At 71.3% G+C, this 25,523-nt stretch carries 24 protein-coding genes; 10 read left to right on the top strand and 14 right to left on the bottom strand.

Going from position 1 to position 25,523, the window contains the following annotated elements:
• Positions 1-36: 36 nt before the first annotated feature.
• Positions 37-228: an MbtH family protein gene (locus P3T34_RS29340; protein ID WP_280669033.1), complete on the bottom strand. Its 192-nt coding sequence runs from the start codon at positions 226-228 to the stop codon at positions 37-39.
• Positions 229-551: 323 nt separating this feature from the next.
• Here P3T34_RS29340 and P3T34_RS29345 point away from each other — a divergent pair, with 323 nt between their 5' ends.
• Positions 552-776, top strand: a complete 225-nt coding sequence (locus P3T34_RS29345) for a hypothetical protein (protein ID WP_280669034.1) — start codon at positions 552-554, stop codon at positions 774-776.
• A 33-nt stretch (positions 777-809) separates the two neighbouring features.
• On the opposite strand, the gene P3T34_RS29350 is transcribed toward P3T34_RS29345, so the two are convergent.
• On the bottom strand, positions 810-3,872 hold the full coding sequence (locus tag P3T34_RS29350; RefSeq protein WP_280669035.1) for a BTAD domain-containing putative transcriptional regulator: 3,063 nt from the start codon (positions 3,870-3,872) through the stop codon (positions 810-812).
• A gap of 533 nt (positions 3,873-4,405) precedes the next feature.
• Between P3T34_RS29350 and ddaH the strand changes: the two genes are divergently transcribed.
• Positions 4,406-5,269, top strand: a complete 864-nt coding sequence (gene ddaH, locus P3T34_RS29355) for a dimethylargininase (protein ID WP_280669036.1) — start codon at positions 4,406-4,408, stop codon at positions 5,267-5,269.
• A gap of 74 nt (positions 5,270-5,343) precedes the next feature.
• A complete protein-coding gene (locus P3T34_RS29360) occupies positions 5,344-6,054 on the top strand; it encodes a hypothetical protein (protein ID WP_280669037.1) in 711 nt (236 codons plus the stop codon).
• A gap of 58 nt (positions 6,055-6,112) precedes the next feature.
• Here P3T34_RS29360 and P3T34_RS29365 read toward each other — a convergent pair whose 3' ends face one another.
• From P3T34_RS29365 to P3T34_RS29375, 3 genes are all read right to left on the bottom strand, one after another.
• Positions 6,113-6,895, bottom strand: coding sequence for an alpha/beta fold hydrolase (locus P3T34_RS29365; RefSeq protein WP_280669038.1), 783 nt, complete (start codon positions 6,893-6,895; stop codon positions 6,113-6,115).
• 93 nt (positions 6,896-6,988) lie between these two features.
• The gene (locus tag P3T34_RS29370; RefSeq protein ID WP_280669039.1) at positions 6,989-8,515 is read right to left on the bottom strand and encodes an FMN-binding glutamate synthase family protein; all 1,527 of its coding nucleotides are present in this window, start codon (positions 8,513-8,515) and stop codon (positions 6,989-6,991) included.
• Positions 8,516-8,633: 118 nt separating this feature from the next.
• A complete protein-coding gene (locus P3T34_RS29375) occupies positions 8,634-9,410 on the bottom strand; it encodes a DUF6182 family protein (RefSeq protein WP_280669040.1) in 777 nt (258 codons plus the stop codon).
• A gap of 161 nt (positions 9,411-9,571) precedes the next feature.
• Here P3T34_RS29375 and P3T34_RS29380 point away from each other — a divergent pair, with 161 nt between their 5' ends.
• Positions 9,572-10,732: a transposase gene (locus P3T34_RS29380; RefSeq protein WP_280669041.1), complete on the top strand. Its 1,161-nt coding sequence runs from the start codon at positions 9,572-9,574 to the stop codon at positions 10,730-10,732.
• 89 nt (positions 10,733-10,821) lie between these two features.
• Here P3T34_RS29380 and P3T34_RS29385 read toward each other — a convergent pair whose 3' ends face one another.
• From P3T34_RS29385 to P3T34_RS29400, 4 genes are read right to left on the bottom strand one after another with little or no spacing between them, the layout of a single operon-like run.
• Entirely contained in the window at positions 10,822-12,006 is a 1,185-nt protein-coding gene (locus tag P3T34_RS29385) for a hypothetical protein (RefSeq protein ID WP_280669042.1), read from the bottom strand.
• Positions 12,003-12,905, bottom strand: a complete 903-nt coding sequence (locus P3T34_RS29390; RefSeq protein WP_280669043.1) for an SAM-dependent methyltransferase — start codon at positions 12,903-12,905, stop codon at positions 12,003-12,005. Before P3T34_RS29390 ends, P3T34_RS29385 begins: the two co-directional genes overlap by 4 nt.
• Entirely contained in the window at positions 12,902-14,605 is a 1,704-nt protein-coding gene (locus P3T34_RS29395) for a GH3 auxin-responsive promoter family protein (protein ID WP_280669044.1), read from the bottom strand. Before P3T34_RS29395 ends, P3T34_RS29390 begins: the two co-directional genes overlap by 4 nt.
• Complete coding sequence (locus P3T34_RS29400) at positions 14,592-15,236, bottom strand: hypothetical protein (RefSeq protein WP_280669045.1); 645 nt, start codon at positions 15,234-15,236, stop codon at positions 14,592-14,594. The genes P3T34_RS29395 and P3T34_RS29400 overlap by 14 nt, the downstream gene beginning before the upstream one ends.
• Before the next feature lie 234 nt (positions 15,237-15,470).
• Between P3T34_RS29400 and P3T34_RS29405 the strand changes: the two genes are divergently transcribed.
• Both P3T34_RS29405 and P3T34_RS29410 read left to right on the top strand, forming a co-directional pair.
• The gene (locus tag P3T34_RS29405) at positions 15,471-15,860 is read left to right on the top strand and encodes a VOC family protein (RefSeq protein ID WP_280669046.1); all 390 of its coding nucleotides are present in this window, start codon (positions 15,471-15,473) and stop codon (positions 15,858-15,860) included.
• A 90-nt stretch (positions 15,861-15,950) separates the two neighbouring features.
• Positions 15,951-16,691, top strand: coding sequence for an alpha/beta hydrolase (locus tag P3T34_RS29410; protein WP_280669047.1), 741 nt, complete (start codon positions 15,951-15,953; stop codon positions 16,689-16,691).
• Here P3T34_RS29410 and P3T34_RS29415 read toward each other — a convergent pair whose 3' ends face one another.
• The 3 genes from P3T34_RS29415 to P3T34_RS29425 form a co-directional block, all read right to left on the bottom strand.
• Positions 16,692-16,871 carry a hypothetical protein gene (locus P3T34_RS29415; protein ID WP_280669048.1) on the bottom strand — a complete coding sequence of 60 codons (180 nt, stop codon included), beginning with the start codon at positions 16,869-16,871 and terminating at the stop codon, positions 16,692-16,694.
• Between the two features lie 125 nt (positions 16,872-16,996).
• Positions 16,997-18,904 (bottom strand): HAMP domain-containing sensor histidine kinase, encoded by a 1,908-nt coding sequence (locus tag P3T34_RS29420; protein WP_280669049.1) that lies wholly within the window; start codon positions 18,902-18,904, stop codon positions 16,997-16,999.
• Positions 18,894-19,613 (bottom strand): response regulator transcription factor, encoded by a 720-nt coding sequence (locus tag P3T34_RS29425; RefSeq protein WP_280669050.1) that lies wholly within the window; start codon positions 19,611-19,613, stop codon positions 18,894-18,896. Before P3T34_RS29425 ends, P3T34_RS29420 begins: the two co-directional genes overlap by 11 nt.
• A 116-nt stretch (positions 19,614-19,729) precedes the next feature.
• On the opposite strand from P3T34_RS29425, the gene P3T34_RS29430 reads away from it, so the two are divergent.
• From P3T34_RS29430 to P3T34_RS29445, 4 genes are read left to right on the top strand one after another with little or no spacing between them, the layout of a single operon-like run.
• Positions 19,730-20,461: a hypothetical protein gene (locus P3T34_RS29430; RefSeq protein ID WP_280669051.1), complete on the top strand. Its 732-nt coding sequence runs from the start codon at positions 19,730-19,732 to the stop codon at positions 20,459-20,461.
• Positions 20,445-21,803: a hypothetical protein gene (locus P3T34_RS29435; RefSeq protein WP_280669052.1), complete on the top strand. Its 1,359-nt coding sequence runs from the start codon at positions 20,445-20,447 to the stop codon at positions 21,801-21,803. Before P3T34_RS29430 ends, P3T34_RS29435 begins: the two co-directional genes overlap by 17 nt.
• Complete coding sequence (locus P3T34_RS29440) at positions 21,800-22,492, top strand: ABC transporter ATP-binding protein (protein ID WP_280669053.1); 693 nt, start codon at positions 21,800-21,802, stop codon at positions 22,490-22,492. The genes P3T34_RS29435 and P3T34_RS29440 overlap by 4 nt, the downstream gene beginning before the upstream one ends.
• Complete coding sequence (locus tag P3T34_RS29445; protein ID WP_280669054.1) at positions 22,489-23,712, top strand: ABC transporter permease; 1,224 nt, start codon at positions 22,489-22,491, stop codon at positions 23,710-23,712. Before P3T34_RS29440 ends, P3T34_RS29445 begins: the two co-directional genes overlap by 4 nt.
• Before the next feature lie 20 nt (positions 23,713-23,732).
• Here P3T34_RS29445 and P3T34_RS29450 read toward each other — a convergent pair whose 3' ends face one another.
• Entirely contained in the window at positions 23,733-24,344 is a 612-nt protein-coding gene (locus P3T34_RS29450) for a hypothetical protein (RefSeq protein ID WP_280669055.1), read from the bottom strand.
• A gap of 147 nt (positions 24,345-24,491) precedes the next feature.
• On the bottom strand, positions 24,492-25,517 hold the full coding sequence (locus tag P3T34_RS29455) for a LuxR C-terminal-related transcriptional regulator (RefSeq protein WP_280669056.1): 1,026 nt from the start codon (positions 25,515-25,517) through the stop codon (positions 24,492-24,494).
• Positions 25,518-25,523 lie beyond the last annotated feature (6 nt).

The raw sequence follows: 25,523 nt of genomic DNA on the forward strand, positions 1-25,523 counted from the left end.
GGTGCGGTACGCGGATCGTGCGGAGCGGTGAGCGGGTCAGCGGACGCTGAGCGGACGCATGTCCGTCCACAGCTCCTCGATGCGGGCGAGGCACTCGGCCCTGGCGGCCGGCGATCCGATGGCGTCCCAGCCGTTGGGCAGCTCGCGGTCTGCGCGCCACACGGAGTACTGCTCCTCGTGGTTGACGACCACCAGGTAGGTCTGAAGGTCCTCGGTCTCGTCGCTCATTGCTTTTCGTTCCTCTCCCAAGAGCAGGCGGGTGCGGTGACGATGACCTGGGAGGCAGCCCGTGTTCGGGTGGGGTCGCTGATGTCGGCCGAGGAGCCGTTCACCCCTGCCCGATCGCTGCATCCCGGCCGGGGGCCCTGCGGCCACCGGTTCGGTTCGTCGTGATGACGATGTTCCACACCGCCGATATACGCGGGATCGCCAAGCCCTGGGCGCGCCGGGCGGAGCGGGAGAGGGGTCGGCGATCGGGCGTGTATCACCGTGAGATCGAGCGCGAGAAGACTGTTACTCGAACCCAGCCCCCCGAGTGAACGGACACTCTGATGAAGCGATCGATACAGTCACTGGTGCTGCGTGCTGGTGCGACCGTGGCTGCGGCCGGGTGCGCCTCCGCCCTGGCTCTCGCGGTCTCGGCGGCCCCGGTTCACCTCGGCGCCCCGACGCCGGGCCGGTCGGTGAGCGTGCAGGCTGACGGGTCGGTCCCGGTGGCGGTCCCCTCGCCGACTCCGACGCCGGTCAACCCCGATGAGTGGAACAGCAAGGGCTGAGGCCGGCGCGGGTACCGCAGAGGTACCTTCGATTCAGTCGCTCGCCGGCTCCAGAGCCAGTTCGAGGTCGGCGACCAGGTTCCCCGCCTGAACGGCGTCCGGGAGCCCCAGCCCGGTGAACACGGCGCGTGCCTGCACCGCCCGGGCCAGCGCGGACTGGAGCTCGCCCAATTCGGCGAGGACATGGCTGAGCACGACCAGTGCGTGCCCGCGGTCGCGTTCCGCGCCCAGCTCCTCGCAGCGGGCCAGTGCCTGCTGAGCCTGCGACAGTGCCTCGACCGACTTGCCCGTCCTCCGCAAGGTGTCCGCGAGGCGGAGCCTCGCCTGCGCCTCCTGGCCCCGGATGCCCTCGGCCTCGCAGAGCGCCAGACAGCTCAAGTAGCTTGCGGCAGCGTCGTCGTAGCGCTCCAACTCGTGCAGGGCCAGGCCGCGGACATAGTGCGCGTAGGCGATGCCGTGCTGGTCCGCGACCGCCCGCAGTGCGGCCAGGGCTTCGTCGCAGGCCAGCAGTGCCTCCTGGGTCCTCCCGCTGCGAAGGCGGGCCTGCGCGGCGTTGAGGACGGTGGTCAGTTCGCCGGAGTGGTGGCCCAACTCCCTGGCGAGCAGCGTCCCCTGGTCGTAGTAGCGGACAGCGTCGGAGTAGTTCTGCTGGAGCTGGGCGATCAGACCCTGGTCGTTGAGGGTCTGCTGGAGGATGACCCGGTCGTCCGCGCGCAGGCAGGCCTCGGTCGCCAGCCGGATATGCAGTTCGGCCTCCGCCAGCTGAGTGTTCTGCAGAGCGGCGTTACCGCAGACGAACCGGGCCCGGCCTTCGGCCCGGTCGTCGCCCCGCAGGGCCGCCGTCTCCGCCACCGTCCGGGCAGCCTCGGCCAGTTGGCCGTAGGGAATGCCCTTGCCGTACGGACTCAGGGAGACCAGCAGGTCGGTCGCCGTGCGCAGCAGTCGGCCTTCGGGCCCGGGCGGGCTCTGGGTGGCCAGGGTCACCGCATTGGTGATGCAGTCGAACTCGGTGGCCACCCAGGCACGTGCCTCTGACAGAGAGCCGAGCTGCGGACCCGCAGCGGGGCTGCGGACCAGGAAGACGCCGACCGGGTCGCCCGGAACCATGCGCCGGAAGGCGGCGGATCCTCCGGCGAGCAGGTGGTCGAGCATCCGGGCCAGCGCCGCACCGCGCTCGTCGTCGTCCTCGGAGGGCGGGGGAGCCGGGAGCTGCAGCGCGAAGGAGCGGACCAGATCGTGGAACCGGTACCGGCCGGGCAGCGGCGCCTCCAGCATGGCGGCGTCCACCAGTGCTTCCAGCAGGTCCTCGGCATCCTCCTCGGCGAGATCGAGGGCCGCCGCGGCGGCAGCCAGTCCGACACCGGTCCGGGCCGTGGGCGCGAGCAGTCGGAACGCCCTGGCCTGACCGTCCGTCAGTTGGCGGTAGCCCAGTTCGAAGGCCGCGGCCACCGCCAGGTCCCCGGCCCGCAGTTCACCGATGCGACGGCGCTGGTCGGCAAGCCGGCGGGTCATCGTCTCGACCTGCCACTGCGGGCGCGCGGCCAGTCGCGCGGCCACGATCCGGACGGCCAGCGGAAGATGCCCGCAGGCGGTCACCAGTTCGGTGGCGGCCTGCTCGTCGGTGGCCCGCTCCCCGCCGACGATCGAGCGCAGCAGGGCGATGGCCTCGTCGGTCGTGAAGACGGCCAGATCGGCCTGGGCGGAGGTGGGCAGTCCCGCGAGCCGGGCTCGGCTGGTGACGATCACCGCACAGTCGGCCGAGCCCGGTAGCAGCGGTCTGACCTGCGCCGGATCCCGGGCGTTGTCGAGCAGGAGCAGGATGCGCCGCCCGTCGAGCAGGGAGCGGAAGAGGCGCGCGCGATCCTCGGTCGCATTGGGGAGGGCGTGTCCCGGAACCCCCAGCGTCGTCAGCAGACTGCCCAGGACCGTCCTCGGCTCGGCGGGCTCCAGCCCGTTGCCGCCCAGATCGGCGTACAGCTGTCCATCGGTGAACTGCGGCTTGGCCAGATGGGCGACCCGCAGGGCCAGCGTGGTCTTCCCGATGCCGCCCATGCCCGCGACGGACACCACGGGCAGCGAGGTCCTGGTGGTGCTGGTCAGCACCCGGCACAGGTCGACCACCTCGGCTGCGCGCCCGGTGAAATCGGCTGTGTCCGCCGGAAGTTGGGCGGGTCTGGAGACCGGATGGGGTCTGCCGCCGCTGCCGGGCGGTTCCTCCGCGTCCGCTCCGACCGCTCCGACCGGTGCGGACTGTTCGTCCGGATGGGCTTCCTGCGGTGCGGAGACAGGCTCCGGTCCCTGCTGGATCCGCTGGGCCTGCTCCTGCGGGGCGGCGCTGAGCAGCGGGTCGCCGGCCAGGATGCGGGCATGGAGCGCACTCAACTCCGGCCCGGGATCGACGCCCAGTTCCTCGGCCAGGACGTGCCGGGCCCGGGTGAACACCGCCAGCGCGTCGGCCTGGCGGCCGGAGGAGTACAGCGCCCGCATCAGGAAGCCGTAGGGTCTTTCCTGCAGCGGGTGTTCGGCTATGAACGCGGTGAGCTCGGGGATGACGGCCGAGTTCCGCCCCAAGCGGAGATTGTGGTCGAAACGCTCTTCCAGCAGACCTCGCCGAAGTTCGTTGAGCCGTGAACGCTGCTGGTCCGCGTAGGGTCCCGGAACACCCGACAGGGGCTCGCCCTGCCACAGTCCCAGGGCCTCGCCCAGCAGGCGGCTGCAGTCGTCGTCCCGGCCCTGTGAACGGGCGCGTGCGGCGTCAGCGGCCAGCTTCTCCGCGTAGTTCGCGTCCACCGAGTCCGGCGGAATCACCAACTGGTATCCGTCGTGCAGTGAAATGAGTAACCGGGGGTCGGTACGGTCGACCTCCAGGGTCTGGCGCAGGCGCCACGCGTACGTGCGCAGGCTCGCCAGCGCGGAATCCGGGGAGGAGTCGCCCCAGATCGCCGTGATGAGTTCGTGCGCCGAGGCCGATCGTCCGGGGCGGAGCAGCAGGGCCACCAGCAGAGCCTGCAGCTGTGGCGACCGGGACACCAGAACGGTCTCGCCCCGATGGATGCGCAGGGCCCCGAGCACGGAGAATCTGATCTCCTCCACCATGTTCCCTTCCCCCCAGCAACTGTGACCACGAGACCTGGACCTGGACGCCTGCGGGAACGGCGGCGTCGGGACGCGAACGGCAGCCGATCGAACGGGCCGTCAGGAGATGGTCCTCCCCGGCCCGAATCAGTTGCACGGCAAGCCACTTGAGCTGCAGCGCAGTCCTTCGGCACCCCCAACCCTGACAATGTAGTGCACCGGCAACCTCGGCGGGAATATCCACAACAAGCACGGAAGAAGCAGATTCGCGGTCTTCCCGCAGGCGTCCGGATGTGCCATGCTCGGGCCGCTGATGTGCCCGAGGATTCCGAGTACGTGGATCCCGCTTCCCGGTCCGGGCGGTTCTGCCGACGCCCCGCCACCTGCGTGTGATTCCGCGCCGACACACATTCTCAGCCAGCAACCTCCGCGAGCGGCCCGGCTGCCGATGCCGAGGACTCCACCTCACCTCACCCCACCTGTGCCCGCGCGTCAGGACCGGGTGACGCCGCTGCGCCATGCCGCATGCCCTACCCCGTCGAAGGAGCCCTGCCATGACCGAGTTCCCGCAGGTCCGCACCGCCCGCCCCCGCCGGTACCTGATGTGCCGCCCCACCTACTTCGAGGTGACGTACTCGATCAACCCGTGGATGGATCCCGCCAAGCCGGTGGACACCGACCTCGCCGTCGCCCAGTGGGAACAACTCCTCACGCTCCACCGGTCGCTGGGCCACCAGGTGGAGCTGATCGACCCGCTGCCCGGCTACCCCGACATGGTCTACGCGGCGAACGGCGCGACGGTGGTGGACGGCAGAGTGCTCGGGGTCCGGTTCCGCAACGCGGAGCGTGCCGCCGAGGGCCCCGCCTATCTGGAATGGTTCCGGGCACGGGGGTACCAGGAGTTGTGCGACCCGGTCCATGTGAACGAGGGCGAGGGCGACTTCCTCGCCACCGCCGGCTGGCTGCTGGCTGGGACCGGGTTCCGCAGCACTCCCGAGGCGCACGCGGAGGCCCAGGAGTTCTTCGGGCAGCCGGTGATCAGTCTGGAGCTCGTGGACCCGCGGTTCTACCACCTCGACACGGCCCTGACCGTGCTCGACGGCGACGAGATCATGTACTACCCGGAGGCCTTCTCCGCCGGGAGCCAGGCGGTCCTGCGCCGGCTCTTCCCGGACGCCATCCTGGTCAGCGAGGCGGACGCCGAGGTGTTCGGCCTGAACGCGGTCAGCGACGGCCTCCACGTCATCCTGCCGGAAGCCGCCACCGGTGTGATGGGGCAGCTGCGTGAGCGCGGCTTCCGACCGATCGGCACGGACCTGTCCGAGCTGCTGAAGGGCGGTGGCAGCGCGAAGTGCTGCACCCTCGTCATCCGGGACAGCTCCCAGAGCTCCCAGGAAGCTGCTTATATCGCGGGGTGATCCGGCGGATATCCGGTTCGTGTTCCATGGACCAAGAGGCTCACCGACGGGGGGAGCCCGAAGGAGGGACGGCCATGGAGCTGCGATCGGACGCCTCCGCCGCGGACCCGCGCGGCGGCAGTCGGCAGGGGATCACCCAGGCGCAGGCGCGGGCAGCCTTCCTGCAGCGCATTGGCGGGGAGGCGGTGGACGCCGGGCAGTTCCTCGCCCGGGCGGACGGGGTGGCCCAATGCCACACCGGCCTGTTGGGCGCGGTGCTCGGTGCCGTCGCCGTGCGCGGCGGGCAAGGCCCCGGTGAGGATCGCACGGACGCCGTTCTCGCGGCTCTCGCCGCCTACGGCGCGCTGGCGGCCCACCGGCCGGCCCCGGCGAGCTTGTCCGAGGAGCGGTCCTGGGTCTGGGGGCTGGACCTGGCCACCGGCTCCCTGCGCCGGATACCTCGCGAGGACGCCTTCGGCGCGCCGCCGCTTCCCCGTCCCCCGTTCCGTCCGCCGGTGGGTGCGGCCGCCGGGCTCACCTGGATCTCCGCCGTGGAGACCGGGGTGGCGCAGCACTGCGAGGCGCTGCTGGCACAGACGTCACGGGTCGCGGCGATCGGCGTCGGGCAGGAGCTGCGACCGGCCGCACCGCGGGCTCCCCTCGGCCCGCCCCACCGGGCGCGCCCGGTCCAGGCGCTACGGGCCCACGGCCGGGCACCGGTCGCGGTGTTGCTCGACCACGACCCCCAGGCGGTCGCGGTCCTTCCCTATCTCGTCCAGATCGTGCTGGCGGAGACCGCCGGATGACCATCGGTCGGGGACGGAGGGCGGGGCGGCGTCCGAGGCGGAGGTGGGGCGGTGACCGTCAGACGTCCTTTGCTGCGGACCGGGCCCCGTGGATGTACTGGTCGGCCCAGGCGCTGATGATGTGGGCGGCTCGCTGCGCCTGTCCTCGTGCGGTCAGGAGATGGTCCGCTCCTTCGAGAGAGACGAAGCTTCGCGGGTGCTGCGCCTCGCGGAAGATCTCCCCGGCGTTGGCGATGTCGACGGTGGTGTCGGTGGGCGAGTGCATGACGAGCAGCGGCAGGTGCAACTCGCGTATCCGGTCCCGTAGGCGAGCCTGGCGGACGTCGTCGACGAAGGCCCGCTTGAGGACCAGGGTCCGCCCGCCGACGAACCACTCGTGCGAGCCTTCGCTGAGGACGCGATCGATGACCGCGTCGTACTGTCGCTCGACGTGGCTGGGGTCGGCCGGTGCTCCGATCGTGGCGACCGCGCGGACGCCGGTCGCCTCGGCCGCCGCGGCGATGGCGGCGGCGCCTCCCCACGAGTGCCCCACCAGCAGGTCCGCCGGAGTCCCCCGCTCTGCCATCAGCGCTGCCGCACGGACGGTGTCCTGGACCTTGATGGTGAAGGAGCCGTCCCCCCAGTCGCCGTCGGAGTCCCCGATCCCGAGGTTGTCGTAGCGCAGCATGCCGATCCCCTCACGGGCCAGCTGCTTGCTGACGCGCGAGGCGGCCGGCGAGTTCTTGCCGAGGGTGAATCCGTGGACGAAGATGCCCCAGCCCCGGATCTCGCCTTCCGGCAGGTCGATCGACCCGGCCAGTTCGGGGCCGACGACGCTCTTGAATCGGACTTCTTCAGTCATGGTGTGATCGCCTCGGCATGGACTGTCGGCATGGACTGTTCGTGGGGGGACGGCAGGACGGCGGGACGGCGGGACGGCAGCTCGGGGAGAGCCTCAGACGGCCGGCTTGGTGGTGAGCAGCGCGGTGATCTCAGCGGCGAGGTGCGGGCCGAGCTCGCCCCAGCCCTCCTTGTAGCCGTACACGCCGGCCAGGGTGCGGGCCTCGTAGTCGCCGTTCATGATCTCGATGTCGTTGGCCGTGATGAGTGCCGGGTGGGCGACGCCGAGGGCCGACGAGACCTTGATCAGCTCCTTGCGCAGGGTGCGCAGGTAGACGGCGGCCCGGGTGGACTTCGAGGCCGGGTCGAGGCCGCGGGCCAGCCAGGGGTTCTGGGTGGCAATGCCGGTGGGGCACTTGTCGGTGTGGCACTTCTGCGACTGGATGCAGCCGATCGACAGCATCGCCTCACGGGCCACGTTGATCATGTCGGCACCGAGGGCGAAGGCGACCGCGGCGTTCTCGGGCAGGCCGAGCTTGCCGGAGGCGATGAAGGTCAGGTCGTCGGTCAGTCCCAGCTCGGCGAAGGTGCCGTAGACCCGGGAGAAGCCCATCCGGAACGGCAGCGCCACCGAGTCGGCGAACATCCGCGGCGCCGCCCCGGTGCCGCCCTCACCGCCGTCGATGGTCACGAAGTCGACACCGCGGTCGCCACGCGCCATCAGCGTGGCCAGCTCCTGCCAGAAGTCCATCTCGCCCACCGCGCTCTTGACCCCGACCGGCAGGCCGGTCTCGGCGGCCAGCAGCTCGACGAAGTCGAGCATCGAGTCGACGTCGCTGAACGCGGTGTGCCGCGACGGGGAGGCGCAGTCCTTGCCGACCGGGATGCCGCGGATCGCGGCGATCTCCTCGGTCACCTTCGCGCCCGGCAGCATCCCGCCCAGCCCGGGCTTGGCGCCCTGGGAGAGCTTGATCTCTATCGCCTTGACCGGGGCGCCGGCGACGACGTCCTTGAGCTTGTCGAGGCTGAAGCTGCCGTCCTCGTTGCGGCAGCCGAAGTACGACGTACCGATCTGGAGGATGAGGTCACCGCCGTTGCGGTGGTACGGCGACAGGCCACCCTCGCCCGTGTTGTGCATCGTGCCCGCCAGCGCCGCGCCCTTGTTGAGCGCCGTGATCGCCGCGCCGGAGAGCGAGCCGAAGCTCATCGCCGAGATGTTCACCACGCTCGCCGGCCGGAACGCCTTGGCCCGCCCGCGCGGCCCGCCCAGCACCTTGGCCGAGGGCAGCGGGGCCTGCGGGTCGTGCGCGTCGGGCAGCGCGCCGGCGAACGTGCGCTGCTTCAGGTAGGCGTGCCCCTGCACATGCTCGACGTCGACCTCGGTGCCGAAGCCGAAGTAGTTGTTCTCCTCCTTCGCCGACGCATAGATCCAGGTGCGCTGGTCACGACTGAACGGGCGCTCCTCCTCGTTGGAGGTCACGATGTACTGCCGCAGCTCCGGCCCGATCGTCTCCAGCAGGTACCGGGCGTGCCCGATCACCGGGAAGTTCCGGAGCAGTGCGTGCCTCTTCTGGATGAGGTCGCGGGCAGCCACCAGGGCCACTGCCGTGGCGGCGACAGTGCCGATCTTCCGGGCGTCCATGAACGTTCCTCCTCGATGCACGACTCCATCAGCGTCCGCCGAAGAGTGCGGACTGATAGTAAGAGGCCGCCCGGACGGGCCCGTGGCCAGGGTCTCCGGGCCCGTGCCCGGGCGGCCGCTAGCCCTCTTCGGTGAGTCCGGCGTACGCGCGCAGGCGGGTCGGCCGGCCGACCCCGGCCGCGCTGATCCGCAGGGCCGCGAACGGTTCCGCTCCGGCTTCCAGGTAGGGGCGCTGGCGTGTGGTCACGGTGTCGCCGGGGGCTATCAGGCCGTCGAGCACGGACTCCACCAGCAGGTGGGTGAGGTGCACCAGCACGGCGGAGACGCTCACCCCGGCCGTCGCCAGGTGCAGCTCCCGGCGGACGGGCGAGCGCTGACCCACCGCGCCCGGCAGGACGATCCGCTCCGGTGGGCGGGTGGCCAACTCTCCTGGTCCGTCGAAGAGTTTGAGCAGCCGGCGCAGCGTCCGGGAGGCGGCGGCGGGTGCCGGGGCGAGCCAGGCGGTCGAGCTGTCCTCGGCCACGTGGTCAAAGGGGAAGCGTCCCAGCAGGTTGCGTGGGTTCCCGGCCAGGAAGACGGTCTTGGTGAAGGAGGTCCGCCAGGCGGTGGCGGTCGGCTGGTCCAGGCCGTGCGCGAAGGCGCAGGTGGTGCGGATCCAGGAGGAGAGGTCGAAGCGGGGGAGGACCGCCACGGCGACCACACCCGCCTCCCCACCCGCCTCCCCGGCTCCTTCCCCGGCTCCTTCCCCGGCTCCCTCCCTGGCTCCGGTGATCTCCGCGCGGGCCGCGAGCAGCCCGTCCGGGGAGCGGAGGTCGAAGCGTTCGCCCAGGTCGGGGCGGGCGGCGCGGACCCGCTCGGCGAGTACGACGCTCAGGTGTTCCTGGGTGAGGTTCACAGGATTACCTCCAAGGAGGCCCTGGCCTTCAGGCCAGGGAGGAAGTGGATTGCCAGCGCGGCAGGGCAGGTTGAGGCGTTTCGCCGCCAGGCGGACCGCCGTGCAGTGGGGTGCGGGCATGGTTTTGCGCTGGCCCGTTTGGGTCTACTAGTGTCCTCGGTGTGAAGATCGTGGCACAGGTGAAGCTGCTGCCCCGGTCCGCGTGTGACGCGGATGCGATGGCGGCGACGCTGCGAGCCTGCAACCGGGGCGCGCGCCTCGCCTCGGAGATCGCGTTCCGGACCGGGAAGGTCCGGCGCAACGACCTGCAGGACGAGGTGTACTACCGGCTGAAGGCCGAGTTCGACCTCGGTGCGCAGGCGGCGGTCCGCACGGTCAAGAAGGTGTGCAACGCGTACGCGACCCTCGCGGGGAACATCCGCAACGGTCGGCTGGCGGGCAAGGCCCGGCGCAAGGCGCAGGCCAAGCCGATCAGCTTTCGCGAGGACGCGGCGCAGCCGTTCGACGACCGGATGCTGACGTGGAACCTGGACGATCGGACCGTGTCCATCTGGACGGTCGCCGGGCGGATCAAGGGCATCCCGTTCGTGTGCTCGCCGCAGGCGTTGAAGCTCCTCGCCTCGCGTAAGGGCGAGTCGGATCTGGTGCTGCGTGACGGCCAGTGGTTCCTGTACGCCACCGTCGACCTGCCCGAGCCCCCGGTGTCCGAGCCGACCGGGTGGATCGGCGTGGACCTGGGGATCGTCAACATCGCGACCACCAGCGACGGCCGGACCATGTCCGGGCGCCGGGTGGACCGCTACCGCAAGCGGATGCGCACCACCGTCGCCAACCTGCAGGCCAAACGCACCAAGTCCGCCAAACGCCGGCTGAAGGCGCTGCGCCGGCGTGAGTCCCGTTTCGTCACCGACACCAATCACTGCGTCTCCAAGACCATCGTCACGACCGCTGAACGCACCTCGTGCGGGATCGCCCTGGAAGACCTCACGGGAATCCGGCAGAGGGTTACGGCCAAGAAGGACCAGCGGTATCGACTGCACTCCTGGGCGTTCGCCCAGCTCGGCGGCTTCGTCGAGTACAAGGCGCGGCGTGCGGGTGTCGCGGTGGTCCATGTGGACCCCCGCAACACCTCCCGCCAGTGCTCGCAGTGCTGGCACACCCATCGATCGAACAGGGTGTCGCAGTCCTGGTTCGCCTGCCGCTCCTGCGGGAGCGTCATGAACGCGGACCTCAACGCCTCCCGCAACATCGCCCACCGGGCCGATGCTGTGTGGCAGCGGGGCAGAGTCAACTGCCCCAGCACCGTCAGGCGACACGCCTAGCATGGTGCAGGACGCAGGCGACCTGCGGCAGCCAGCCGCGAGTACGACTTGCAATCAGAGCTCCAGGATCGGGTGACAGGCTCAGTCCTTCAGGGCCGAGAAGTTGACAGGTACACCGCCGAGAGCAGTTCGGCGGTCGGCGCGGGGCTGCGCCGTCCGAGCAGGCTGCTGGTCAGCCGGTACGGGTCGACGAAGAGGTGGTTGCCCCGGTGTCGGGCGATGGTGTCGGCGACCGGGGCGGGTGCAGTCGCCCGTGCGGCCTCGATCAGCCGCGCCGCCTTGGTGCAGCACTGGTGCAGCAGGTCGCGCCGGAAGGACTGCCCGGCGCCGGGGCCGAGGGTCGCGATGAAGTACAGGCGCAGGCCGAGCCGGACCGCGTCCTGGTCGTGGTCGGCGCCGGCCTCGGCCAGCACGGCGCCGGCGGTGTGGTCGTGCCAGCCGCCGTGGCGGGCGGACCGGATCCGGCCGTCGATGGGGACCCGGCCCAGAGTGACCCTGCGGACCTCGGGCCCGAGTTCGCCGAGGATGCGCTGCAGGAGGATGTAGTCGGGCTCGAGCTCACTGTCGTAGAGCAGCACGACTTCGTCGAAGTCCGGTGCGAGCGGCACGAGTTCGCGCAGCGCGCAGGCAAGGTAGTTCGGCTGTCCGTCGGAGCTCACGATCAGCCGCAGCGGCAGCCCGTAGCGGGTGCCGTCGAGGTAGACGGGGCCGCCCGACTCGCGCAGGTCGAGGCACAGGTTCCGGACGCTGAGCAGGGCGATCACCTCGTCCAGGCCTCCGGGCGGCGGCTGGTGGGCCAGCAGGCCGGGGTCGTGCATGCCCAGGCGCGCGTAGTGCGAGGTCCACAGCTCCAGGATGCGCGCGCTCGCCGGGTGCACCCAGCCGTGGTGCTCCACCGCCTCGGCGTAGGGATGCAGTTGGGCAGCGCTGGGCCGGCTGCCCTCGGCGCGGTATCCGACGTAGAGCTCGCCGATCTGCTCCTCGCTGAGCGTGCTGTAGTCGAGGCAGTCGGCGGTGCGGTCCAGGTACTCCCAGAAGCCGAGGGTCTGCTCGGTGCGGTCGTAGGTGGTGTGGCTGTAGCGGTAGGTGACGTCGGCGAGTTGGGCCGTGGCGCGGTACATCGCGTCGGTCCACAGCAGGCCTTTGAGGTGGCTCGGCGTCAGCGGTTTCGACGGGGTCACCGTGACCGGGGCCAGCAGGACCTGGTGCCGTGGCCGGTCGCCGGCGGCGTAGGCGGGTTCTGCCGCGGCTGCGGCCGCCGTGTACGTGCTCACCGGCGCCGGCCGTGGACGAAGAACACCCTGGCCGCGCCGTGCTGGTCGCGCGGCGGTACCGGGTCCGGCCAGCGGCCGAAGTCGGCGTCCGGCTCTCCGGGCTGGACCGCGTCGACGGTGAAGCCGTGCCGGGCGAAGAGCGCCTCCGGCTCGTCCGTGCCGAACACCCAGGGACAGCCCCAGCGTTCGAACACGTCGAGGAGTCCGCGGGTCTGCGGCGTGGTCAGGGCGGCGGCGTTGACGGTGTCCGCCGCGATCCGGCTGCCGGGTGCGGTGATGGCCCGGATCCGTTCGAGCAGCTGGTCGATGTCCTGCTCGGTGAGGTAGTAGAGCAGGCCCTCCAGCAGCCAGGTGGACGGCAGCGCCGGGTCGTAGCCCGCGTCCAGCAGCCGCTGCTCCCAGTCGGCCGAGGTGAGGTCGGCGGTGACGGTGCGGTGGTCGACCCGGGCGGTCGCGTCGGCGAGGTGGGACCGCTTCCAGTCGAGCACGGCGGGGCGGTCCACCTCGAAGTAGCGGAGGTGGCCGGGCCAGTCCAGTCGCCAGGCGCGGGAGTCGAGGCCGGCGGGGGCGAGCACGAGCTGGGTCATGCTCGCCTCCTGCGCCGCCCGTTGCAGGTACTCGTCGAAGAACCGGGTGCGGATGGCGTTGTAGTCGGGGGTGCTGGGCAGGTCGCGCGGCCGGTCCGGCGGGAAGGTGGCCCCGGCCACCTCGGCCAGCAGCTTGCGGCCGGTCTCTCCGGCGAGCGCGGCGGCATACGGGTCGGCGTAGAGCCGGTCCTCGCGCGCGCTCTCGACGGCCCGTACCGCGGCGGTCAGCAGCGCGGTCCTTTCCACAGCGTTCAGGTCTACGGCGTTCAGGTCCACGGCGTTCAGTTCTACGGCGTTCAGTGGCTGGCTCATGCCTCTCCCTGCTCTGTGGCCGATGTGCCGGCCGTCAGTCGGTCCCACGCCGCCGGGTCCTGCCGGAACAGCCGGTCCTTGACCTGGGTGGGGCGGATGCCGCCGCCGACCGCGGTGTGCCAGTCCCGCAGGAAGGCGTCCGGGTCCAGGCTCCGCACCGTGATCGGGCCCAGGCGCTGCCCGGCACGGGCGGCGCGGTAGCTCGGCGCCTCGCCGCCGAGCGCGGCGTCCAGCTCGGCGCCGAAGCGCATCCGCTCCTCCGGCCGCCACGGGGTGGACGCGGCCACGGCGAACTCGTAGCCCGGCAGGGTGGTGGCGCCCTCGGAGCTCACCCGGCAGGCGGTGTTGCGCAGTTCGAGTCCGGTGCGTTCCAGCGCGGTGGCCAGCGCGCGGAAGACCTGGGCGTCGCGCAGCCGCTCGCCGGCCGCGTCGGAGCGGGTGCTGCGGCCGGCGTACGACATGCGCGGGACGCCGTCCACCCGGTCGGTCACCCGGACCACGTCGCCGACGGCGTAGCGGTACAGGCCACCGATGTGGCTGTAGAGCACGTGGTAGTCCCGGTCGGGTTCCAGCTCCTCGGGCCGCAGCGTGGCCACGTCCGGGGTCAGCTCGGCGTCGGCGTCGACGAACTCGTAGACGGAGGCGGTCACCACCAGACTGCCCGCCGAGCCGTGCCGGTCCAGGGGCACGGCCACCGGGCCCTCCGAGGCGGCCACCGGGGCGGGCAGCGCCGTCACCCCGACGCCGAACTCCTCGCGCAGCCGGGGCAGGTACAGCGAGGCCATGCCGGTGGTCCAGCAGAACAGGGCCCGCATCCGCGGCCAGACGTGCGCCGGGCGCAGCGTCCCGAACCGCTCGGCGAGCTGCTCCAGCTCGGCCGCCCGCTCGGGGTTGGGGCTGCGGTGCGGTGTGCCGCCGAGCGTCCCGTCGCGGACCTCCTTGACGATCCGGGGCAGCCAGAGGTTCAGCTGGTAGGGCAGCGCGGCGACCATCGCCGGGTTGATGCCGATCACGCAGCGGACGTCGCTCTCGACGGCGAGCCGCAGCCGCAGGTACGCCCTCTCCAGGTGATCGTTCTGGGCGACCTGCACCGGCAGGGTCCCCCAGGGGGCGCCGGTGCCGAGCTCGGCCGAGAGCGGTTCGCCGAAGCGGCTGCCGAAATCGACCTGGCTGGCCCCGACGTGGGGGTGGCCGGAGGCGGTGGTGGGCGGCAGGCTCAGCGGGTCGTGCTTGAGGTTCAGTACGGCGTCGGGCCGCTCCAGCACGTCGGGGAAGTGCTCGATCAGCGGTGCCCAGGCGGCGTAGTAGAACGGGAAGAAGGTGTTGCGCATGAACGCGGGGGTGACCGGAATCTTCTTGTGGGCACCGGTGGTTCCGCTGCTGGTGAAGTAGACGGCGGGGTCGTCGGCGGTGAGGACGTTGCTCTCCCCGGCTGCCATCCGCTCGATCCACGGTGCCAGGGCCGCGTAGTCGTGCACCGGGACGGCTCGCTGGTAGTCGGCCAGGGTGCGGATCCGGTCGAAGCCATGGGTGCGGCCGAAGTCGGTGCCGGCGTTGAACGCGAGCAGCTCGGCCAGCACCCGCTGCTGGTGGGCAGCCGGGTCGGCGAAGGCGGCGCGCAGCCGCGTCCGTTCGCCGAGGACCCGCTCGCGGTAGCGCCGGGCCCGGTCGGGGTCGCTCCAGGATTCAGTCACGCTCATGGGTGATGGCCTCTCGTACGTCCTGTGCGGTCCGGGCGACGCCGTCCCGCTGCCCGATCACGGTTACCGGCAGGTGGGCCGTCTCCTCCCACATCAGCTTGCGCAGGTCCCGCTGGTACGCCGCGAAGGACGCCAGGTCGGGCCGCTCACCGTAGTGTTCGAGAGGATTGGTGGACGCGCCCCGGCCGCAGCGCTCCCAGGTCGTCTCCGGTGGGATGTCCAGGTAGATGACACGGCGCGGTTGGGGGAAGGAGCGCCACCAGTCGAACATCGGGTTCTCGGTGACGCCGGAGAGCCGGCACTTCGCGAGAATCTTGTAGTAGTAGGAGTCGACCAGCAGCGGATCACCAGGTCCCGCCTCGCGGACCAGGTCCCGCAGGTGCACCACCGCGGTCTGCAGCAGACTGGCGAGGAAGTCCGGCGAGTAGCCGCGATTGAGCGCCGGCAGGACGTCCTTGACCACGTCCCGGCGGAGCCGGGTGATCAGGGAATGCTCCCGGCTGGTGAACGCGTCGTCAGTGGACAGCACCCGATACGGCGCCCTGGTCCGTTCCAACTCGGCCAGCACCGAGGATTTCCCCGCGAAGTCGGGACCGAGCACCACGAAGAAATCCGGCTGACTCGACGTCATCACGTCCCCCTGGTGCTGCGCTTCTCACGGATCCCGGCTGTTCGGATACCGGTTGTTCGGAACCCGGCGCCACAACCGTATGCACCAGCACCGCATGTCTGCTCGAATCCCAATCGAACGAATTTCCAGGGCTCGCCGTGGGTTGTCAGTGCCCGGTCGTAGGCTCTGGTCCCTGTTCTCCGTTCTCTGTTCTCTGTACCTCTGTTCTCCGTCGCCAACGAGCAAGGAGCTGTCATGGGCGCATGGGCCAACGGCATCGCCGCCAACACCGTCTTCGTCGAAGACCTGGCCGCCTCGAAGAAGTTCTATCTGGACGTCTTCGACGCCCCGATCCTCTTCGAGGACGAGCAGTCCGTCGCCTTCGGCTTCGGCAGCACGATCGTCAACCTGCTGCAGACGACGCACGTCCCGGAACTCATCGAGCCGGCGACCGCGGCCCCGCGCGAAGCCGGCGTGCGCCTGGTCTTCACGGTCGAGGTGGACGACGTCGATGCCAGGTGCAAGGAGCTCGCCGCGGCCGGTGTCGAACTCGTCAACGGGCCGATGGATCGGCCCTGGGGTCCGCGCACCGCCAGCTTCCGAGACCTCGACGGCTACCTGTGGGAGATCGCCCAAGGCCATTGACCCCGATGACCCCGACGGCCCGTTGTCGGGTCGGCCGACTCGCGTTGTAGCGTGACGTTGTTCGTGGTGGGACGAGTGGGGGGTGTTGTAGTGGCAGCAGAGGTTGTCGTCACGACGGGGATCACGTACGGGGCCAGTGGCAAGCTCATGGACGTCTATCAGCCCGCGAGCGCGTCGGATCCGGTGCCCGCGGTGCTGCTCTGGCACGGCCGGGGCCCCGACGAACGGGATGTCCTCGCGCCGGTCGCCCGCGCTGCGGCGGCGCTGGGCGTCGTTGTCCTGGTGCCGGACTGGCGATCGGACGCTCCGGACGGCGGGCGAACGCACCTGAGCGAGTCGGCCGTCTTCGTACGCCAGAACGTGGCCGACTTCGGCGGTGATCCCGAGCGGATCGTGCTCGCCGGTTGGTCGCAGGGTGGCAAGGCCGCGGTGGGTGTCGCCCTGAACCCCGCCGCATTCGGCAACTGGAGGCCGCAGGCCGTCGTGGGAATCGCCGGTGCGTACGGATCGGCGGCGCCGACCACCGGAACCGTCCCGCTCGACGACCTCCGCGTGAGTGGCAGCCGGCTGCCGTCCATGCCGGTGTGGCTGGTGCACGGCACCGCCGATCCACTGATGGACGTCGAGCATTCGCGCGAGTTGCACAGGGCTCTCGAGGAACACGGCTGGCCGGTGTCGCTCAGCGAGGTCGCGACCGATCATGCCGGCGTCATCATGACCGAGTTCGTCCCCGAGCACGCCCGCTGCCTGCCCAGCACCGCCGACCACGCCGTCGAGGCGGGGTCGCTGACCGCCGACACACTGGCCCGCGCCGCGGGAATCGCTGCGTAGTCAGCCGATGGTGAGTGTGCGGTCGCCGAAGTCGGCGGCCTCGGCCTGGGTCAGATGCTGCTCGCGGCGGATCTCGGGGAGCCGGTAGGCCCGCACCTCGGCGTCGAGCTCCTTCCGGTGTGCGGCTACCCGCTGCGGGTCGGTGACGACGTTCGGTCGTACGTCCTTCCAGGACTTCATGGCTTGCCCTCCTCGATGGCCTTCAGGCGCCTGCTGGAGCGCCCGTCGGCGATGGGGACGTTGATCTCGTACCACTCGCGCCACGCGCCGGCCTTGTCGCCCGCCACCAGGATGATGCCTGGCGCTCAGGGTCGAAGGCGAACTTCATGTTCGGCTGACTTCGGGAGGCGCAGGGTGAAGACTGCGCCCGCGCCGGGGTGGCTGGTTGCTGTTGCTGTTCCGCCGTGGGCCTGGGCGAGTTGGCGGACGATGGCCAGGCCCAGGCCGCTGCCGCCGGTCTGTCGGCTGCGGGACTTCTCGGCGCGCCAGAACCGGTCGAAGACGTGGGGCAGTTCATCCGGGCCGATACCCGTGCCGGTGTCGGTCACCTCGATGACCAGGTCGTCGCCCACCGGCTCGGCTCCGACAGTGATACTCCCGCCGCGCGGCGTGTGGCGTACGGCGTTGTCCACCAGGTTCCCGACGGCCTGGCGCAGCCGCACCGGGTCGGCCACCAACTCCGCCTCCCCGGCTGCGGGCAGCACGCTCAGCTGCACGCCGGCGGCCTCGGCGCGGGCCCGGTGGGCTGCGGCGACCTGGTCGAGGAGTTCGGCGATCCGGATCGGCTCGCGGTGCAGGCGGAAGTTGTCCGCGTCGGCCGCCGCCAGGTCCCGCAGGTCGTCGATGATGTGCTGCAGCAGAAGCGCCTCCTCCAGGAGCGAGGCCATCAACGCCCGGTCCGGGGTGGCCACGCCGTCCTGGGTGGCCTCCAACCAGCCCCGGATGTTGCTGAGCGGCGTGCGCAGTTCGTGCGCGACGTCGCTGACCATCGCCTTGCGCTGCTCCTCGATCCGCTCGCGGCGTTCGGACAGGTCGTTGAACGCGGCGGCCAGGCAGCCGATCTCGTCGTCGCCGGTCACCGGGACCCGGGCGTGCGGTTCGGTGGGGTGCCGGGCGGCGTCGGTCAGCGCGCGCAACGGCCGGACCAGCCGGGTGGCGAGGAGGACCGAGACCGCCACGGTGAGGGCCAGGACCAGGCCGGTGACGCCGGTGATGCGCAGGGTTCCGGCGCGGGTCAGGTGGAAGGCGGGGGCGGTGATGCCGTTGCGGTCGCTGATGAACAGCAGGGCGGCGGGGGCGACATAGGGAGCGAGTTGCTGCCGACGGCTGGAGTCGACACAGGTCGCCACGGCCTGATCGGCGCTGTCGTCGGCAGTCGGGTTCGGCACCGGACTGGGCTTGGCCGCAGGGGAGACGGGCGTGCCGGGCGTGACGACGACGCTGGGGGAGGACGACCCGGGGTTCCGCACCTGGGGTCTCGGCACCACCCCGCCGGGGCCGATGCCGAGCTTGACCGGCCCCAGCCCCTGGGACGAGAGGCAGGCGTCGACCAGCTCGCCGAGCCTGCTCAGAGCCTGCTGCTCGGTCGGGGTGGGAGCGGACAGTTGGGGGAGGGCGCACGCCGTGGCGGTGTCGGTGTCGGGGGCGGGCCCGGCGACGGTCACGTTCGGTCGGCCGCTGGGGTCGGTGCCGGTCTCGGCGGCGAATCCGCGCGTGCGCAGGCAGTCGGCGGTCCGGCCGGCCTCCGCGCGCAGCTGGGTGCGCTCGTCGGGGGAGAGGGCGAACGGCCCGACGGCGCGCGGGTCGATGCGCGTGGTGCCGCCGTTGGCTGCCAGCGTCTGGTCCACGTCGAGCGGGTCGATCACCGCCGACGCGTTGGACGGGACCGGCGACGCCTGCGGGGCGGCAGAGCCGCCGCCGATGGGTTGGCGGCTCTGGTCGGTCAGGGCGATATGACGGCCCGTCCTCTTCGCCAGGTCCGCCAGTACGGGGCCGGCGCCGTCCCAGTTCTGGTGGGTCGCGGCGTAGCCGAGCAGGGTCTCGTAGATGCCGGCGTCGGCGGAGAGGGTCTGGACCTGCTCCTGCTGGATCTCCTGCGAGGTGGTGTTCACCGCCAGCCAGGCGGTGGCGGCGACCGAGCACACGGCGACCAGGATCGAGGCGGCCAGCAGCCGGACCAGCAGGCTCTTGCGCAGCGGCACCCTACGGCGCATGGTGGCGTCCGCCCGTGCCGTCGGTGAGCTTGTAGCCGACTCCGAAGACGGTCAGCAGGCGGACCGGGCGCCGGGGGTCGGGTTCGACCTTCCTGCGCAGGTTCATGATGTGCACGTCGATGGTCCGTTCGGAGATGTACTGGGCGAACCCGCTGCTGCCGCCCAGGAGTTGAGCCCGGCTGAAGACCTGCTCGGGGTGTGCGGCCAGGGTGCGGAGCAGCTCGAACTCCCCTGGTGTGCACGGCACCGGGGTGCCGGCGACGCGGACCTCGTGGCGGTCGGGATCCACCGTGAGCTCGCCGACCCGCAGCACCGGGTCGGCCGGGCCCTTCACCGGCGCCGCCCGCTGCGAGCGTCGGAGCAGGACGCGCACCCGGGCCATCAGCTCGCGGGGGCTGAACGGTTTGGTCATGTAGTCGTCGGCGCCCAGGTCGAGTCCGAGCAGCAGGTCGTCCTCGGCGGTCCGGGCGGTCAGCACCAGGATCGGGAGTTCGGACTCGCGGCGCAGGATGCGGCACACGTCGAGGCCGTCGACCCGGGGCATCATCACATCGACGATGAGCAGGTCCGGTTCGCGCCGCCGGACCTCGTCGATCGCCGCGCGTCCGTCGTGGACGACGGCGGCGGTGTGGCCCTCCCGCTCCAGATAGCGGCGGATGAGCTCGGCCTGCTTCGGGTCGTCCTCGGCCACCAGGACATATGCGCTCACGTTTTCGATCATAGGTGAGCCAGTGTTCCGGCCTGGTGGCGTGACCTGCCATCGGGTCATCGGAATCGAATGACATCCTGACAACTTCCTTATATCCATTGGCGATCATCGCAGCCATGCCGAAGTCAACCGATGATCGTTCCCAGCGCCAGGACCGCCAGGACCGCCAGGACCGCCAGGACCGCCAGGACCGCCGGATACCGCGGACCGCGCTGCTTTCCGCCGCCCTGCTGGTCCCCCTGACCGCGCTGACGGCGTGCGGCGCCGGCCACGGTGCGCAGGGCGGCGCACAGGTCTCCGCCGTGGCCTCGCTGCCGAGCGCCGCAACCCCGAGTGCCGCAGCTCCGAGTGCGGGTTCGTCCGCTGGCGCGTCCCCCGCGACCGGCGCCGCCGCCGGTACCCCGGCCCCCGCGTCCACCGCAGACCGCCCCCAGGAGCGGCTGGACGACACCACCGCGCACGACGCGCAGCTCTGGACCGGCTACTACAACTGCCTCGGCGCCAACGGAGTCCCCCTGACGGGCGGGATCGCCATGCCCGGGCAGCCCATGCAGAAGCAACCGGCCCCGGGCACCACCGTCCCCCCGGCCGCCCTCGCGGCCTGCCTGCCCAAGATGCCGCTGATGCCGCCGCAGACGGATCCGAAGCTCAATCCGAACTTCAGCACCGATTTCAGCGCCTGGGTCAACTGCATCAACAGCAAGGGGTTGAAGGTCAAGGCCTACGGCACTGCGGGCAGCGGGGACAGCGGGTGGACCTTCGACGGGCAGCCCACGATGTCCCAGGCACAGCAGGACCAGGTGATCTCGGCCTGCAAGGTGGAGGCGTTCAGTGGCAGCGGACACTGACAGCGGCGGCAGCGCCGACTTCGACGACATCCCCGCCGGCCTCGACGACGTCGCCGACGTCGCCGACCTCGACGAGCTCGCCGACCTCGACGACGTCCCCGCCACCGAGCCACCCCGGCGGCGCAGCCGCAAGCGGCGCGTGGCCGTGGTCGTCGCCCTGGCCGTGACGGTCGGCGTCGGGGCGGGCGGCGCGGTGGGGTTGCGGCACCTCGGCGGCGGCCGGGGAAAGCCGTCCGCAGCCGCAGGTAGCGCCGCGCAGGCGCAGACGGTCGCGGTGGTCAGGACGGACCTGTCGAACACCCAGAGCCTCAGCGGCACCTTGGGTTTCGGCACGCCCCAGACCCTGACGGGCGCCAAGCAGGGCATCATCACGGCGCTGCCCGCCACCGGAGCCACCGTGACCAGGGGTCAGCAGCTGTACCGGGTGAACGACCAGCCGGTGCCGCTCTTCTACGGCGGCACCCCGCTCTTCCGATCCCTCGACAAGCCGGGCCTGGTGGGCCGGGACGTCCAGGTGGTCGTGAGCAATCTGCAGGCCCTGGGCTACGAGGTCGGTCCGCAGCCGAAAGTCGGAACCGTGATCCCCCAGGACGCGGCCGGGCCGGCATCCAGTAGCAGTACGCCGCCCAGCGGCGGGCCGAGCGCCCCGCCCGCCGGTGCCGGCACGCCCGCGGCGCCGACCCGGATCACGGTGGAATCGGGTGACGCGGTTCTCACCAACTCCCTGATCGCTGCCATCAAGCGCTGGCAGAAGGCCGTCGGCCTGCAGCCGACGGGGATTCTTGGCATCGGCGACGTGGCGGTGCTGCCGGGCGCGATCCGGATCGGCTCCCTCCAGACGCAGCTGGGCGGGCAGGGCACCGAGGCACTGATGTCGGTCACGCCGACCGGCAAGGTGGTGACCGTGCCGGTGGATCCGGCGAATCTCGGTTCGATCAAGCAGGGCGACAAGGTCACCATCACCCTGCCCGACAACTCGACGACGCCGGGAACGGTCAGCGGCATCGGCACCGCCGTCCAGGGGAGCACCGCAAGCACCGCGGGTGCGGCCGGCGGGCCCAACAGCCCGCCCACCGTCAATGTGACCGTGGCCATCGACGACCCCTCGGCGGTGCAGAGCTTCGACTCCGCGACCGTCCAGGTGGCCTTCGTGTCGGGGACCGCACCCGGGGTGCTGGCCGTGCCGGTCGGCGCGCTCCTCGCGCTGGGTGGCGGCGGCTACGCCGTGCAGCTGAAGAGCGGCGGGCTGGTGGCGGTCCAGACCGGCATGTTCGCGATGGGCATGGTGGCGATCACCGGTAACGGCATCACGGCGGGCACCCAGGTGGTGACCACCACATGACCCCGGTGCTAGTGGTACGCGGGGCCGGGATGGCCTACCCGGGCGGAGTCAAGGCCCTGGACGACGTCTCGCTGACCATCGACGAGGGCGAACTGCTGGCCATCCTCGGACCGTCCGGCTCGGGGAAGTCCACCCTGCTCAACATCATGGGCACCCTGGACCGGCCGACCAGCGGCACGGTGCACATCGGCGGCCACGACATCGCACAGCTCTCCGACCGCCGACTCTCCGCGCTGCGCGGACGCTGGCTGGGCTTCGTCTTCCAGCAGTTCCACCTCACGGACGGACTCAGCGCCGCGGAGAACGTGGCCACCGGGCTGCTCTACGCCGGAGTGCCACGCCGCCGACGGGGTCCGCAGGCGCTGGAGGCGCTGGGCCGGGTCGGGCTGGCACACCGCGTCGGACACCTGCCGCACCAGCTCTCCGGCGGCGAGCGGCAGCGGGTGGCGATCGCCCGGGCGTTGGTCAACGAGCCCGCCCTGGTGCTTGCGGACGAGCCCACCGGCGCCCTGGACACCGCCAACGGCCGAGCGGTCCTGGCTCTGCTGACCAAGCTGAACGACGAGGGAACCACCATCGCGATCATCACCCACGACCGTGGCATCGCCGAACTGATGCCACGTCGGATAGAGATCCTGGACGGGCGCCTGGTGTCCGACAGCCGTACCGGGATCGGGACCAGCGCATGAGCAACCGTCACATGCACGCGAACCGGACCAAGCCGGTGCGGTTGGCCCCGACCGACCTGCTCGGTCTCGGACTGCTGGGCATCCGCACCCGCAAGGCGCGTGCGGCCCTGTCGGCGCTGGGCATCTCCATCGGCATCGCCACGATGATCATCGTGATGGGCATTCCGGCGTCCAGTCAGAAGGCCCTGCTGGAGCGGCTGTCGGCGCTGGGCACCAACATGCTGCAGGCCACGGCCGACCCCCACCAGAATCCTCCGGTGGTCTTCCCTCCCGAATCGCCGGACATGGTCGCCCGGATCGGCCCGGTGACCATCGCCAGTGCGGTCGCCAACACCAACACCACCGTCGCGCGCTCCGACAAGGTCGACCCCGACAACGACACCGGCCTGGCCGTACTGGCCGGCAAGCTGAACCTGCTGCAGGCGATCAACGGCCGAATCCAGTCGGGCCGCTTCCTCGACGCGGCCACCGAGCGGTTCCCCACCACAGTGCTGGGCTCCGCGGCCGCGTCCCGACTCGGCATCACCACGCTGCCGCCCGGTGGGGCCGGCCCGCAGATCTCCATCGGCAACCACTGGTTCACCGTCATCGGGATCCTCGCCCCGGTGCCGCTGGCTCCGGACATCGACCAGTCGGTCCTGGTCGGCTGGGACGCCGCGAAGGCCCAGTTGGGCTTCAACGGCAACCCCACCGTGATCTATGTCCAAGCCCAGGAGTCACAGATCGAGGCGGTCCGCGCGGTGATGCCCGCCACCATCGATCCGCAGCAGCCGGGCCTGGTGCAGGTCAGTCGGCCCTCGGACGCGCTGGCGGCGAAACGGGATACCCAGACCGCCTTCTCCGCGCTGTTCCTCGGTCTCGCGGCCGTGGCCCTGCTGGTCGGCGGCATCGGCGTCGCCAACACCATGGTCATCTCGGTGCTGGAGCGGCGCAGGGAGATCGGCCTGCGCCGGGCACTGGGCGCCAACCGAGGCCAGATCCGCGGCCAGTTCCTCACCGAGTCGGTGGCGCTGTCCGGACTCGGCGGCATCGCCGGCACCGCGGTCGGCACCCTGGTGACGTTCGGCTACGCCACCTACCAGGGCTGGCCGCCGGTCATCCCGCTGCAGGCGCTGCTCGGCGGCATCGGCGGGGCGGTCGTGGTCGGCGTGGTGGCAGGCGTCTACCCGTCGATCCGCGCCTCACGACTCACCCCCACCGAGGCCCTGGCCTCGACCTGAGCCCCCGACCCGCCGCAGGCTCAGCCGTTCGTGACGGTGACGGTCCAGGCGCACTCGGAGTTGATCTCCAGGTGGTGGGTGCCCGCGTTGTACTGCGGACTGCTGCCCGAGTCCTTGTCCTTGAGCTCGTTGACGAGCGGCATGCCGCTCTCGTCGCTGACGATGAAGTTCCCGGACTGCCCGAAGGTGGAGCAGTCGACGGTGTAGGCCAGCGTCCACTGATCGCCGACCGTGAACTGGGCGGTGTTCTTGATGCCGGAGCCGGAGGCTTGGAGCACGACGGCCGGCGCGGCCGGCGGCGGCGCCTGGGCAGCTGGTGCCTGCGCCGTCGGCTGCTGGACGGCGGGGGCCTGTGCGGCGGGGGCCTGCGCGGCGGGTAGAGCGGCCGGGGCCGCGGTCTTCGAGCCGCTGCTGCTCTTGCCGGCGCCGGCGGCGACCGCGATCACCACGATGACGGCGAGGACCCCGGCGCAGCCGAGGCAGCCGCCCTTGCCGCGCTTCTTCTTCTGGACGGGCGGCTGCTGACCCCACCCGGGCGGTGGGCCCTGTGGCGGCTGTTGACCCCAGGAGGGGGTCTGCGGCTGCTGAGGGGTTCCCCATGACGTTCGGCCGTCGTTTTCGGGTGTGCTCAAGGCGCTGCTCCTGCTGCTCGTGTGGTGGGCAGCGCCACGCTGTCAGGGGCAGCTGATGGATCGTCAGTAAATGGGGCAAGCGTTACGCGTCTCCCAGCGGCCTCACTGCTGGGGGTGATCGGCGAGCCCTGGTTGTGCCCGGGAGGATCAGGGCTCCGGGGTCGGGCCCAGGGGGGTGACCAGGCCCTGGCGTTCGGCGAGGACGCCTGCCTGGAACCGGCTCTGGGCGCCGATGCGTTGCAGCAGTTCCGCGATGTGGCGGCGGCAGGTGCGGGTCGACAGGCCGAGCCGTTGGGCGATGACGTCGTCCTTGACGCCGGTCGCGAGGAGCACGGTGATGGCGTCCTCGATGGAACGGGACACCACGCGGGCGGCGGTCGGACTGGTGTCGTAGGGAATTGCCTGATCCCATTCGTGCTCGAACGTCTGGGCCAGGAAAGCCACCAGGGACGGCTCGCGAATCAGAATCGCGCCACCGGTGGCGAGACGGGCGGGAACAAAGGCGATCGAGCGGTCGACGATGACCGTCTGACCGGGCACCTCGGGCCTGGTACGGATCTCCGCGCCGGCTGCCAGGATCACCTCGGCGTACGAGCGGGTCGGCGCATGGAAGCGGGTGGGGTGCTGGTAGATGCTCCGCAGCCGCACGCCCCGGTTCAGCATGTCCAGGTCGCGGGGCAGCGACTCCATCAGGGCCGCCTCCGGGTGCCCGCCGCCCGGCTGAACGGCCAGCACCTCCTCCTCGGCCCCGGCGACCACGGAGGTGAGCGCCGCCCGGACCAGGTGCATGTCGTCCAGGATCTGCACCGCTCCGTCGGTGCCTCCGCTCTGGGCCATGTACACCGGTCCCAGGGAGGCCATCTCGGCCCTGAGCCTGGCCAACGCGGCCTTGCGGCGGTGCAGTTCCGCCTCCTCCGCCCGCAGTCGGGCCTCCTCCTGCCCGGTCAGCCGTACCGCTGCGGCGTCCGGTCCGACCGCCGAGAGGCGGCCGGGAGCAGCCCCCGCCTGCTGGGCCAGCAGGCACATCTCCACCAGGAGGTCGACCGAGCGCCGGCAGCGCTCCGGCGACAGGCCGAGTGCGTGGACGAGCCGCGTCGGATCGTCACTGTCCAGGGTCCCGTGCTGTACGACCCACTCGTACACCAGCCGCGCCTCGCCATCGAGCACGGCCACCTGCCC

The sequence above is a fragment of the Kitasatospora sp. MAP12-44 genome (assembly GCF_029892095.1).
GTDB lineage: Bacteria > Actinomycetota > Actinomycetes > Streptomycetales > Streptomycetaceae > Kitasatospora.

Bases quoted from the DNA above. Each gene is read 5' to 3' on its own strand.
- P3T34_RS29340 (WP_280669033.1), bottom strand. From the start codon at position 228: ATGAGCGACGAGACCGAGGACCTTCAGACCTACCTGGTGGTCGTCAAC.
- P3T34_RS29345 (WP_280669034.1), top strand. From the start codon at position 552: ATGAAGCGATCGATACAGTCACTGGTGCTGCGTGCTGGTGCGACCGTG.
- P3T34_RS29350 (WP_280669035.1), bottom strand. From the start codon at position 3,872: ATGGTGGAGGAGATCAGATTCTCCGTGCTCGGGGCCCTGCGCATCCAT.
- ddaH (WP_280669036.1), top strand. From the start codon at position 4,406: ATGACCGAGTTCCCGCAGGTCCGCACCGCCCGCCCCCGCCGGTACCTG.
- P3T34_RS29360 (WP_280669037.1), top strand. From the start codon at position 5,344: ATGGAGCTGCGATCGGACGCCTCCGCCGCGGACCCGCGCGGCGGCAGT.
- P3T34_RS29365 (WP_280669038.1), bottom strand. From the start codon at position 6,895: ATGACTGAAGAAGTCCGATTCAAGAGCGTCGTCGGCCCCGAACTGGCC.
- P3T34_RS29370 (WP_280669039.1), bottom strand. From the start codon at position 8,515: ATGGACGCCCGGAAGATCGGCACTGTCGCCGCCACGGCAGTGGCCCTG.
- P3T34_RS29390 (WP_280669043.1), bottom strand. From the start codon at position 12,905: ATGAGCCAGCCACTGAACGCCGTAGAACTGAACGCCGTGGACCTGAAC.
- P3T34_RS29395 (WP_280669044.1), bottom strand. From the start codon at position 14,605: ATGAGCGTGACTGAATCCTGGAGCGACCCCGACCGGGCCCGGCGCTAC.
- P3T34_RS29400 (WP_280669045.1), bottom strand. From the start codon at position 15,236: ATGACGTCGAGTCAGCCGGATTTCTTCGTGGTGCTCGGTCCCGACTTC.
- P3T34_RS29405 (WP_280669046.1), top strand. From the start codon at position 15,471: ATGGGCGCATGGGCCAACGGCATCGCCGCCAACACCGTCTTCGTCGAA.
- P3T34_RS29415 (WP_280669048.1), bottom strand. From the start codon at position 16,871: ATGAAGTCCTGGAAGGACGTACGACCGAACGTCGTCACCGACCCGCAG.
- P3T34_RS29420 (WP_280669049.1), bottom strand. From the start codon at position 18,904: ATGCGCCGTAGGGTGCCGCTGCGCAAGAGCCTGCTGGTCCGGCTGCTG.
- P3T34_RS29430 (WP_280669051.1), top strand. From the start codon at position 19,730: ATGCCGAAGTCAACCGATGATCGTTCCCAGCGCCAGGACCGCCAGGAC.
- P3T34_RS29440 (WP_280669053.1), top strand. From the start codon at position 21,800: ATGACCCCGGTGCTAGTGGTACGCGGGGCCGGGATGGCCTACCCGGGC.
- P3T34_RS29445 (WP_280669054.1), top strand. From the start codon at position 22,489: ATGAGCAACCGTCACATGCACGCGAACCGGACCAAGCCGGTGCGGTTG.